Source organism: Vibrio sp. 970 (assembly GCF_033339075.1).
In genome coordinates this window covers 99,869-111,791 of record NZ_JAWOTW010000001.1, presented here as the reverse complement: position 1 = coordinate 111,791, position 11,923 = coordinate 99,869, and the positions used below count along the sequence as shown (strand labels likewise).

General features: G+C 46.9%; 11 protein-coding genes. 5 read left to right on the top strand and 6 right to left on the bottom strand.

What is annotated here, in order from left to right; genetic code table 11:
• Nucleotide 1 precedes the first annotated feature (1 nt).
• Nucleotides 2-361 carry a DUF3316 domain-containing protein gene (locus R7Q11_RS00495; RefSeq protein WP_225466085.1) on the bottom strand — a complete coding sequence of 120 codons (360 nt, stop codon included), beginning with the start codon at nucleotides 359-361 and terminating at the stop codon, nucleotides 2-4.
• Between the two features lie 413 nt (nucleotides 362-774).
• Here R7Q11_RS00495 and R7Q11_RS00490 point away from each other — a divergent pair, with 413 nt between their 5' ends.
• Together R7Q11_RS00490 and R7Q11_RS00485 are read left to right on the top strand one after the other, a co-directional pair.
• Entirely contained in the window at nucleotides 775-1,701 is a 927-nt protein-coding gene (locus tag R7Q11_RS00490) for a VirK/YbjX family protein (RefSeq protein ID WP_213893578.1), read from the top strand.
• 12 nt (nucleotides 1,702-1,713) lie between these two features.
• A complete protein-coding gene (locus R7Q11_RS00485; RefSeq protein ID WP_225466084.1) occupies nucleotides 1,714-2,265 on the top strand; it encodes an outer membrane beta-barrel protein in 552 nt (183 codons plus the stop codon).
• A gap of 68 nt (nucleotides 2,266-2,333) precedes the next feature.
• Here the strand turns inward: R7Q11_RS00485 and R7Q11_RS00480 are convergent, their stop codons facing one another.
• The 5 genes from R7Q11_RS00480 to R7Q11_RS00460 form a co-directional block, all read right to left on the bottom strand.
• Nucleotides 2,334-3,239: an EamA family transporter gene (locus R7Q11_RS00480; protein WP_225466083.1), complete on the bottom strand. Its 906-nt coding sequence runs from the start codon at nucleotides 3,237-3,239 to the stop codon at nucleotides 2,334-2,336.
• A gap of 66 nt (nucleotides 3,240-3,305) precedes the next feature.
• Nucleotides 3,306-4,010 carry a phosphonate utilization transcriptional regulator PhnR gene (phnR, locus tag R7Q11_RS00475; RefSeq protein ID WP_041054140.1) on the bottom strand — a complete coding sequence of 235 codons (705 nt, stop codon included), beginning with the start codon at nucleotides 4,008-4,010 and terminating at the stop codon, nucleotides 3,306-3,308.
• Nucleotides 4,011-4,019: 9 nt separating this feature from the next.
• Nucleotides 4,020-5,744, bottom strand: coding sequence for a putative 2-aminoethylphosphonate ABC transporter permease subunit (locus R7Q11_RS00470; RefSeq protein WP_225466082.1), 1,725 nt, complete (start codon nucleotides 5,742-5,744; stop codon nucleotides 4,020-4,022).
• Nucleotides 5,745-5,752: 8 nt separating this feature from the next.
• Nucleotides 5,753-6,859, bottom strand: coding sequence for a putative 2-aminoethylphosphonate ABC transporter ATP-binding protein (locus R7Q11_RS00465; RefSeq protein WP_225466081.1), 1,107 nt, complete (start codon nucleotides 6,857-6,859; stop codon nucleotides 5,753-5,755).
• Nucleotides 6,860-7,188: 329 nt separating this feature from the next.
• On the bottom strand, nucleotides 7,189-8,199 hold the full coding sequence (locus tag R7Q11_RS00460; protein ID WP_005384363.1) for a putative 2-aminoethylphosphonate ABC transporter substrate-binding protein: 1,011 nt from the start codon (nucleotides 8,197-8,199) through the stop codon (nucleotides 7,189-7,191).
• Between the two features lie 265 nt (nucleotides 8,200-8,464).
• Between R7Q11_RS00460 and phnW the strand changes: the two genes are divergently transcribed.
• The 3 genes from phnW (at nucleotide 8,465) to phnX (ending at nucleotide 11,870) form a co-directional block, all read left to right on the top strand.
• The gene (phnW, locus tag R7Q11_RS00455; RefSeq protein WP_213870234.1) at nucleotides 8,465-9,568 is read left to right on the top strand and encodes a 2-aminoethylphosphonate--pyruvate transaminase; all 1,104 of its coding nucleotides are present in this window, start codon (nucleotides 8,465-8,467) and stop codon (nucleotides 9,566-9,568) included.
• 26 nt (nucleotides 9,569-9,594) lie between these two features.
• A complete protein-coding gene (locus R7Q11_RS00450) occupies nucleotides 9,595-10,974 on the top strand; it encodes an aspartate aminotransferase family protein (protein WP_225466080.1) in 1,380 nt (459 codons plus the stop codon).
• Between the two features lie 80 nt (nucleotides 10,975-11,054).
• Nucleotides 11,055-11,870: a phosphonoacetaldehyde hydrolase gene (gene phnX, locus R7Q11_RS00445; protein WP_213870232.1), complete on the top strand. Its 816-nt coding sequence runs from the start codon at nucleotides 11,055-11,057 to the stop codon at nucleotides 11,868-11,870.
• Nucleotides 11,871-11,923 lie beyond the last annotated feature (53 nt).

Here is an 11,923-nt window from a genome sequence, read left to right as displayed (position 1 = left end):
GTTAGTATTTACCGGTATCACGCATGCGGTACTCGTATTGAACATTGAGAATAGGCTGGTAAACAACTTGCCCGTCACTTTGCAAGAACTCATTTACCATGACTTTTGAGTCAGTGATAGAAAACGATTGGCGATCAACATACGTTGTAAGGCTCGTAAACTCATCACGGAGTTGTCCAGGTGATTTATTTTGGTAGCTTTGGATCATGTCTCGGCCCATTTCATAAGCCGCTTGTTTGCTATCCATTACGTCGCCATGGATAGTTTCGGTATCGTTTGTCCAATGATAACCACTAGCAAGAGCCATAGAAGGTGCAGCAATCAGAGCAATCGTACTTGCTAAAGTTGTTAAGCGTTTCATAAACCTCTCCTTACTTACCTTTACATCGGGCCAAAATTGGCTCGATACTTATAAGGTACGTATAAAGACCTAAAACACGTCAAAACAATTTCAAATAATGTTCAATTTTCGTTCAACTTATTTCACAATAACTTAGCAACTCAACGTCATATTCAGCCGACATTCGCATTTTCTTCCTTTTGAACAATGGGTTTCAACCTGACACTTCCTTACCAAACCATACAATACCTAAGGTCAATTTTCTCTTAGAATTCCAGCAAAAGAACAGTGTTCAAAACCTCACACAAATGTCGGACACAGCAAAAACCACCTCTTTTCAGTCGTGCTTTGCATTCCTCCTTTTTCGGGTTCTTCGCTGCTCGTCCGTCGGTTCTTAATTGTCGCTATTGAGCACAAGTTAATCTGGAGTGAAAATGACCGCGAACAAATCCATTTTTTACCATAGCAAAACCATTTACTCAGATGATTATGCTGATGTCTACAAGCCAATTTGGACCTACAGAGCTAAGTTCATCTTTCGTGCGCTTTATTACAAACGTGCGTTTAAGCACCTTTCAGACAATATTGAATCGTCATTGTTAGAGTTGCTTTGTACACGTACGCATCGATTTTTAGAGAAGCCGTTTCGTCCGTATATCATCAAAAACAACTCAGCGTTCGATCGTTCTAACTTGGTGGTTGATCACTATAAAACGATTTCAGAACTGTTTTCTAAACAAACAATCGAAGAAATCTACACAGACTCGAAAGGCCTAACATTAGCCTCTTTTGAAATTGACGAAATCCTGTACTCGGTGAGATTAGTATACGAAGCACGTTATCAAAAAGAAGGCGATATGAGCCTAGTGCTGCACAGCGCTGAAGATGGCAACTTCTACACGCTCTCTTTTACGCTCGGTCACATCGAATCTGGACGCAGCATTATGATTGGCGGCTTACAAGGACCGCGAAGCAGTGAAGAAAACAACGCGAAAATTAAAAAGCTAACTCGTAAGCTTTACGGACAGAGACCAAAAAGCTTGATGGTGAGCTTGCTCACTTTGCTCGCACAAATTTGGGAAGTAAATACGATTCTAGCGGTGAAAACGCAGTCCCATACTTACGCAGCTAAACGTTACAGCAAAGGGCGAATAAAAACGGATTACGATGCACTCTGGCAAGAATTGGGCGGCACCGAATACAATCGTCATTTTTACTCAATTGATGTAAATGCACCCCGTCGAGATATCGAAGGCATGTCGCGCTCTAAGCGTTCGATGTATCGTCGCCGTTATGAATGGCTAGACAACACCAAGGTCACTTTCGAACAAATATTAAAAGGCGAGCAAGCTAAAAGCTAAGGAGAAGCGTTCATGCGTTATTCATTCATTACTGCTTTAGTGCTGTCGGCTTTTTCTTTGTCAACCAATGCAGAAACCAGTGAGCACATCATAGGTACAAACATTGGCTATGGCGATGTGAACTACGATGCTCCGACAAGCAAAGAATCAGGCGACATGTTCTTAGGTGAAATATATTACCGCTACATGCCAACACATAACTTTGGTATCGAAGCAGGTTATAAAGGCGCGTTTGACGGTATCGGCTCGATACTCGTGAGTCCGATTTCAGAAGTCACCGATACGAGCTTCTCCGGACCTCGCTTGAGTGGCTATGCTAGCTATCCTCTGGGTTCAGGTTTCGAACTGTACGGCAAGGCAGGTGTCACTCTCTACACTCTCGAATACACTTATAAAGTGAACGGTCAGAGCAAGAACATCGAACACTCAAGTGTCGGAGGTGAAGCGGCTGGCGGTATCGGCTGGAGCTATAAACACTTTGGTTTGAATGCAGAATATGTGTACTCAAAAAACAGCGATTTTGACTCTAGCGGCATGATGTTTGGTGCGCAACTGCGTTTTTAAACAAGGCTTACAAGTTAGTACAAAAGGCAGCGAGAGGCTCATTCGCTGCCTTTTTTCGTGAATATAGGTCAATACGCAAGCGCGAGAATGATCCCCGCCACGATAGAAGTAACGCCAAGCCCTCGGGTGAGATACCATTTCTCAGACAGAAACCAAATCCCCATAAACAATCCAAACACAATGCTGATTTGCCTTAGTGCTACGACCAAACTCACGTTGTCTGTCATGGTCATCGCAAACAGCACCAAGCCGTAGGTGGATGCCATCATTACCCCTGCCATGCTGGCTGTTTTGCGGATCTGCCACGCTGTCTTAATCTCATCTGGTTTGCCTGTAACCAAGCACCACACAAGGGCAGGAATACCAATTGCCCAAAACTGCACACCCAAGTAGAAGATTGCACTGTACTGATCATTCAAGATCTCTGATGCTTGCCCTGTGAGTAAACTCAGCGCTTCTTTGTCGACCACCGAGTAACCCGTTGTGCCTATCGCGGCAATCAATGCCCAGAACACACCAACGTTCAAATAAGAACCCAATGTCATCTGACGAAAATTCGTCAGTGGCACCAGCATACAACCAAGGGTAATCAGCAAGAATCCAAACCACTGCTGACTGGATAACTCATGCCCCAATGCCACACTGATTGCGCCGACCATCATCACAGGCAGTGCCCGAGCAATCGGATAAACCACACCCACATCAGCGTGCTTATAAGCGACAATCAAACCAACCAGATAAACCATTTGTGAAATGCCGCTAATGAACAGCAATCCCCAAAACTCACTCGGTAATGATGTCCAGCCAATGGTTGCCAAATACCAAATCAAATAAGGGGTAAGAATGGCACAGGCAGAGAAGCTGGCGGCCATGGTAAACGCGAGCCCTGACCCAGAGTTGCTTTTGCCAAGGATATTCCAACCCGCATGGAGAACAGCAGAAAAAACGACGAGACCAATCGCCAACAAATCCATTTCAATGTTCCTGTCTGAATAAAATAAAGGCCCCGAGATGGAGCCTTAGATAATGAGAAAATCCACTTAACGATTGAGTTCCGCCAGAGATTCAATGCTGATGGCATCGTGTCGCCAATACTCGATATCGCAATCAATCAACTCACCGTGTTGGTTGTAGTTGATGCGCTCCACTACCATCGCAGGCGTACCGGCTGTCGCACGCAGTGCCTGAGCCATTTCACCCAACAAAGTGCTGGTTGAAATGCGGTAGCGAATCTTTTGATACGTCACGCCATAATGATCGCGGTAAATGTCCGTCAATGAATTTGATAAATCGTAATCCAGCAGGTTCGGAAACAGCTCTGGACGAATGTAGTTTGTTACGAACACCACAGGTCTGTCTTCAAGGTATCGTACACGGTCGACTCGATACACATCCGAGAAAGGCTGCAAGTCCAGCAAGCGCGCCGCTTGTTTGTTTGCCAACGTCCCTTTTGCTGCGACCAAGTCCGTTTTTGGCACGCGATTTTGCGCTTTCGCCATGTTCGGGAAGTTCAGAGTTTGGGTTGGATCGTAACGCAATGGCTCAGGTGAGATAAACCAACCTCGGCGATCTTCGCGATAGATTCGACCTTCTGCTTCTAGCAGTGATAAAGCTTCACGCAAAGTAACGCGTGTAGTATCGAACGACTCCGCCAACTTACGCTCTGCTGGCAGTTTTTGACGCGGCGATAGCATGCCCGCTTCAATCTGTTCAACAATCGAATCTTTAATTTTTACGTATTGCACGAAGTGTCCTTATCTTTTGCGCCAAGCTTGTGTGCGATTTTCTAACAATTTACCCAAAGTCATCTGAACAATCTTCGCAATTGCGGCAGCAATCATGATCATCACAGCCATCGCTGCTGCAGCGCCAGTTTGACCTGCATCGTCCATATTCAGAATTGAGACCGAAGCCGGAATCGTATCAGTTGAGTAAAGGAATACTACCGCAGAAGTGGTGGTCAATGCATTAACAAACAAGTAAGTCGCAATGTCCAAAATCGCAGGTAAACACACAGGTAATGTCACTTTAAAGAACAACTTGTATTGAGGAAGCTTCACCGATGCTGCTGTGGCTTCAATCTCTGATGGCAACTGCTTTAGCGCTGTCAGGGCGGTCATGTGACCCACTGTATAGTAATGCACTACCGTGTTAATCACCAAGAACGCCATGGTGCCATAAAGCACATTCAGAGGATTGTTCGCATCGTTGAAGTAAAAGATGTAACCCAAGCCAAGCACCATACCCGGTACCGCCATTGGCACCACGCTAAGCATTTGCATCACCTGACGAATTGGACCAAACGCACGCCCTTTCTCAATGCAGTAAGCACCGACAAAGATGATGGCTGTACCAATCACTGCCGTCCAACCAGCCAGTGTTAGTGAGTTGAAGAATGGGCTCCAACCGTAAGTGCTCATTTCGGCAAAGTTGTAGTTGTTTAGCGTCAGCGCTTTGTTCCAAGGCCAGAATGTAACTAACGAGCCATACACCGCCATACCCAAAACCGCCAACACTGCGATAGAAATGATGCTGCAGTAAACCAAACAAATGCTGTCGCGCGCTTTGTTAGGTTCTGGCTGATAAGGCACTGAACGTGTGTCGAATAAGCTCTTTTGTTTTTTCTGTACCCAGCGGTCTGCACCGAACGCCATTACCGCAGGGAATAACAACATAATGCTGGTCACCGCCCCCATGGCAAAGTTTTGCTGTCCCACTACTTGCTTGAAGATGTCAGTCGCCAGAACGTTGTAGCTGCCTCCAATCACTTTCGGCACACCAAAGTCCGTGATAACTAGCGTAAAGACGACGATAAGCGTACTGATCAAACCGTATTTCGCCGCAGGTAGCGTCACCATAAAGAAGGTTTTGATTGGTGAGGTTTTAAGTGCGCGGGCTGCTTCATACAAGCGGGCATCTGAAGTGCGCAGCGAAGTGGTTAAGATCATCAATGCATGAGGAAAGGTCCAGAAGATCAAACCCATCGAGATACCAATCACGCCATAAATCGAGTTTCCTAACAGCATCTCTTTAGCAATGCCTTGATTACCGAAAAGGAAGATCAAACTGATCGCCGGTAACAACGAAGGCGCAAGGATTGGCGCAGTACCTAGGATTTGGAACAAACCTTTAAACGGCATGCATGAAAGAGTTAGCGCGTAGGCATAACCGAACGCAAGCACACCCACTACCGAGGTCACAATCACGCCCAAAGTGAAGGTGTTTCCCACCGACACCCACAAGCTTGAAGAGGAAAAGTACGTCGCAAAGTTTGCCAAACCGACAAATTCGCCATTGGCATTTTGCACACTCTTGGTCAACATTGCCCAAAGCGGCATTAAGATGAACAGCACCATCATAGTCGACAAACCAGCGAGCAAACCGAACAACACAAGGTTGTCGCGGCTAACACGTCCGAGTATGGATTTTGCTTTGTATTGCGTGGTTAGGCTATTCATCGTCATTGTCTTCGCATCCATGTTTACACCTACGCTGCTAGCGCTTTATCAACCGAGGGCACGGCGTAACCATGCAGCCCTTCTTCAGCAAACTGGATGTAACGTACATCGCCCGCTTTGATATTGAGTTTTTGAACCGTTTCCACAGGCACATCCACGACGATGGTTTTCGTTGAACTGTCGTTTTGCAATACGCAATCAATGCGGAAAAACGCCCCCAAAAACTCGGTAGCGGTAACTCGCACAGGTAAAGAGTTATTGTAGTTTTCAACGAACTTGATGCTTTCAGGACGCACCGCAAGGTCGAAGCGGTCACCGCGTTGGATCTTACGATTAGTCAAGCTTGGCGCTGGCATTAGGGTTTCTGCAATGCGTACTTGGGAGTCCGTTGCGGCTGAGGTTTCAATAAAGTTCATGCTGCCGACAAACTCAGCGACAAAGCGCGTTGCTGGTTGTTGGTAGATCTCTTGAGGTGTGCCGACTTGCTCAATCACACCATGGTTCATTACCACGATACGATCCGCCATCGACAACGCTTCATCCTGATCGTGCGTAACCATGATGGTGGTGATGCCAAGCTTACGTTGTAGCTTACAAATCTCATCACGTAAGTGAACACGTACTTTTGCATCCAGCGCTGACAGCGGCTCATCAAGCAGCAGTAGACCCGGAGACAACGCCAATGCGCGAGCAAGTGCCACACGCTGCTGCTGACCACCAGAAAGTTGGTTAGGGAATTTCTCGCCAGAGGTTGGAAGACCAATGGTTTCTAACCAGTAATCTACTTTCTCTAGCGCTTCTTTGGTCGGCATACCTTGGTTCTTCAAACCCACTGCAATATTCTCTTGCACAGTTAGGTTCGGAAACAAAGCATAAGATTGGAATACGATGCCGAAATCGCGCTTCTCTGGTGGTAGGAATGTGGTCTCTTGACCGTTTTGAAAAATCGCACCAGACGTTGGCAAGTCTAAACCTGCAATGGCACGTAGCAGAGTGGTTTTACCGCAGCCAGAAGGACCAAGAAAACAAACGAACTCGCCCTTTTCAATCGCTAGCGAGATTTTCTTTAATGCAGTGAACTGTCCGAATTGCTTCACTACATTTTCAATATTTAGGTAATGTTGGTTAGTTGACATAACACACGCTCCAAATGGTATATACCAACTTTAGTTTTGGAGTGTTACGTTCCAATGACAAATTTATAGCCAGAAGATGACAAATAGATGAAGGGCGATGAGGTTTGTTTAGGTGACAATTAGAGATTCCCGACTCACTCCTTCGTCACTCTCGAGAATGACGTGGTGAGTGTGGATAGAAGATCCCAACTTTCTTGAGTCCGTCATTCCAGCGAACCTAGGTGAGACTAGGAATCTACTTTCAGCAAACTCTGAAATAAAAGAGAAAACAAAATAAAAATCCACCTCAACCGAGGTGGATTTCAGCATTCAACTCAAAGCAAATTCAATTAAGATTTTGGCTCTGATTTCGCATCGAACTTCTCAGACCATGCTGCTAGAATCTCTGCACGCTTACTGCCCATTTGCGCGAAGTCCATCTTCGCCATGTTCTCTTGAACATTAGGGAAGTTAGACACAGTAGCTTTCACTTCTTTATGTGCAACCACTGGGTACATTTCTACGTAAAGCTCGTTTGCCGCTTTAGAGATTGACCAGTCGACAACACGTTTCGCTGCATCCGACTCTTTTACTAGACCAACGGCTTCTGATTCCCAACCGATGCCTTTTGGTGTGATCACCGCTAGTGGCGCGCCTTGTGTTTTCAACTTCGCGCCGCGGCTTGCCATCGAAATACCGATAGCCACTTCACCCATGCCCGCTTGAACACATGGCTTAGAGCCAGAGTGCGTGTAGTGTGCAATGTTCTTGTCTAGGTCACGCATGTAGTTCCATGCCTGATCTTCACCCATGTTTTGTAGCCACGCAGAAACCTGCATGTAGCCAGTGCCTGAAGACGCTGGGTTAGGCATTGCAATGTGACCTTTGTAAACCGGCTTCGTTAGGTCTTCCCAAGACGTTGGTTTCGGTAGGTTAAGTTGTTTCGCTACCGCTTCGTTGAAACAAACTGCGTTAAAGAACGCATCGTTACCGAACCAAGCTTGGTTTGATTGAGGGTCGTTTAGGTTCGCGTGCAGCTCTTCCAAACCTTTTGGTGTGTAAGGCTTAAGAAGACCTTCATCTTTAAGCAGTGCCATTGACGAGCCAGCAAGACCCCAAACCACTTCTGCTTGAGGGTTGTTCTTTTCGGCCAGCAATTTCGCCGTCATGATACCTGTTGAATCACGAACCCACTTAATCTTGATATCTGGGTTATCTTTCTCAAACGCAGACTTGTATTTAGCAAGAATGTCAGTTTCGAAAGCGGTGTAAACCGTGACTTCCTGTGCTGCCATTGCATTCGTAGCTAGCAGAGAGACAAGTGCAGCCAGCGATCCTTTCATCAAACGGTTTTTCATCATTTTCTCCAGTTAATTTGGCTAAGTTTCATTTGGTCTGTACCAGTTGACGATATACACCCTACTGAGCCTTTGTGACGAAATCATGACCATTAAATGGCAGTTTTACGAAAATTTGCGATGAATAATCGTTCAATTGCTCCGCCATTTTCTGGATATTAAAGTTTTATGAAATTGAAGATTCGCCTATTTACTGCCCTTTTCTTCCTCGATAGAGTGAACTTTAAATTTGGTGTAGACCAACTAGCCTATTCTGATGGAAATCGAGATGAAAAACGAATACCTACTACTGACTCCAGGTCCTCTATCTACTTCTGAAACGGTACGTGAAGCCATGCTTAAAGACTGGTGTACTTGGGATGATGAATACAACAAAGACATTGTAGAAGTGATCCGCACTAAGCTTGTAAAACTGGCGACGGAGCAAGACGGCTACACCAGCGTACTAATGCAAGGTAGTGGCACCGCATCAGTAGAAGCGACGATTGGCAGTGCCATTGGCAAAGATGGAAAATTGTTGGTTGTCGACAACGGCGCTTACGGTGCGCGTATCGCTCAGATCGCTGATTACCTAAATATTCCATGCCATGTAGTTTCCCCAGGCGAAACATCACAGCCACACTTGAACGAGGTGGAAACTGCATTGGCATCGGATCCTACAATCACACACGTGGCGATTGTTCATTGCGAGACAACCACTGGCATGCTTAACCCAATTGAGACATTTGCTTCTGCAGCGAAAGCACACGGTAAAGTGGTGATTCTCGATGCCATGTCGAGCTTTGGTGGCATTCCTATCGATATTGCTGAGCTAGGCATCGATTTTATGATCAGCTCTGCAAACAAATGTATTCAAGGCGTACCGGGTTTTGGCTTTGTGATTGCAAAACAAACAGAGCTCGAAAAGTGCCAAGGTCAGGCACGTTCTTTAAGCCTTGATCTTTACGACCAGTGGAAGTGCATGGAAGTGAACCACGGCAAATGGCGTTTCACGTCTCCAACGCACACGGTTCGCGCTTTCTATCAAGCCTTGTTAGAGCTGGAACAAGAAGGCGGCATTGAGGCTCGTCATAACCGCTACCAAACTAACCAGAAAACACTGGTTGCAGGTATGCGTTCTCTGGGTTTCGAACCGCTACTGAGTGATGACCTTCACTCACCAATCATCACCTCTTTCTACTCTCCAACTCACAGTGATTATCAATTCAAAGCGTTCTACACGCGTTTGAAAGAGCAAGGCTTCGTGATTTATCCGGGTAAGGTGTCGAACGCAGATTGCTTCCGTATCGGCAACATTGGCGAAGTTTACCCAGCAGATATCGAGCGCTTAATCGGTGCGATTGAAAAAGCAATGTACTGGCAAGTTGCGTAAAGCAGCCTTCTGATTGAGAGAGCGTTATGACTCAGAATATCAAACCGACTCATTTTCGTAGTGAAGGCGATGTCAACACGACACCAGCGCGCCAAGCTTGGAATGCATCGATGGATGACGAACGCACGCAAACATTATTGAAGCGTGATTCGGAGGTCTTTCTTCATCAAGCCATGTCGACGCCTTGCTTAGATACCTTGGAAGCAGCAGAAGGCATCTACATCCAAGATGCCACCGGCAAAAAGTACATGGACTTCCATGGCAATAACGTCCATCAGCTGGGCTACGGTCATCCGCATGTGATTAAACGCGTGCAAGAACAAATTGCCAAACTACCGTTTTCACCACGTCGTTTTACCAACGAAACCGCGATTGAATGTGCCGAAAAACTCACCCAAATCTGTGGCGGCGAATTGAACCGCGTGTTGTTTGCTCCAGGTGGCACATCTGCAGTGGGCATGGCACTTAAACTAGCGCGCCATATCACGGGCAACTACAAGGTGGTGTCTCTGTGGGATTCCTTCCACGGCGCATCTTTGGATGCCATCTCAGTGGGCGGCGAAGCGTGTTTCCGCCAAGGTATGGGACCATTAATGGCAGGTGTTGAGCGCATTCCACCAGCCGTATCTTATCGTGGTGCTTTCCCAGTCGCGAACGGCAGCGACGTGCATTACGCCGACTACCTTGAATACGTGATTGAGAAAGAAGGCGGCGTGGGCGCATTTATCGCAGAAGCGGTTCGTAATACCGACGTACAAGTGCCGAGCAAAGCCTACTGGAAACGCATTCGAGAAATCTGTGACAAACACAATGTCATGTTGATCATCGACGACATCCCTAACGGCATGGGTCGCAGCGGTGAATGGTTTACCTACCAAGCCTACGACATCGAGCCAGATATGCTCTGCGTCGGTAAAGGTTTGGGCGGAGGCTTAGTGCCTATCGCAGCCATGGTAACCAAAGACAAATACAACACCGCCGAGCAAATCTCCATGGGTCACTACACTCACGAGAAGAGCCCTATCGGTTGTGCTGCAGCACTGGCAACCATGGAAGCCATTGAGCAAGACGGCTTGCTAGATAAAACCAAAGCCGACAGCCAGTTCATGCGTGAAAAGCTGCTAGAGATGAAAGCCAAGTACCCAGTGATTGGTGATGTTCGTGGCATCGGCATGTTATGGGGCATTGAGCTGGTCACCGACCACGAGAGCAAATCGCGCGCGTATGAGGAAGCGGAAGCTGTGCTGTACCAATGCCTCAACAATGGCGTGAGCTTCAAGGTATCGCAAGGCAATGTGATTCAACTCAGCCCACCGCTGATCATCACTCGCGAACAACTGACAGAAGCGTTGGCGATCTTCGAAGAAGCCATCGCCAAAGTGTGTAAAGACTTTAACTACTTCTAACCTCAACATAAACCAATTTACCCAGAGCGCGGTTCCAACGTGTAGGCAAGCGCTCTAGCAAGCAAGAATAAGGATTGAACATGAGCAACTCACCAATTCAAGCAGTGATCTTTGACTGGGCTGGCACTATCGTCGATTTCGGCTCTTTTGCGCCAACCAGCATCTTTGTGGAAGCATTCAAACAAGGCTTTGATTTTGAAATCGACCTTGAAGAAGCGCGCGAACCAATGGGTCTTGGTAAGTGGGATCACATCCAAGCAGTGGGTCGTATTCCTGCAGTTGATAAGCGCTGGAATGAGAAGTTTGGTCGCTCAATGACCAGCGAAGACATCGACGCTATCTACGCAGCATTCATGCCGCTGCAAAAAGCAAAAGTGGCTGACCACGCAGAGCCAATCCTTAATGCGATTGAAGTTGTGAACGCTCTGAAAGACAAAGGCATCAAGATCGGTTCTTGTTCTGGTTACCCTCGCGAAGTGATGGACGTACTGATTCCAGTGGCAGCGGATTACGGCTACAAACCGGATTACGTGGTAGCAACGGATGACCTGCCGCAAGGTGGTCGCCCAGCACCATTTATGGCACTGAAAAACGTGATTGAGCTGAATGTAACGGACGTTAATACGTGTATCAAAGTGGATGACGCCGCACCGGGCATCGATGAAGGTCATAACGCCGGTATGTGGACCGTTGGTCTATTACTTTCTGGTAACGAAGCAGGTCTAACGTTTGAAGAATACCAAGCTGCGGACGAAGCAACGCTTAATGCCGCCCGTGAAAAAGCGCGTGCAAAATTGCTCAAGAGCTCGCCGCACTACCTTATCGATACGATCGCTGACTTCCCAGAAGTGGTTGCAGATATCGAACGTCGCCTAGCGGCAGGTGAACGTCCTTAGTCTTCATCTTCCACAAATAAATGAAACAAACGCCCCTCACGTGAGGGGCGTTT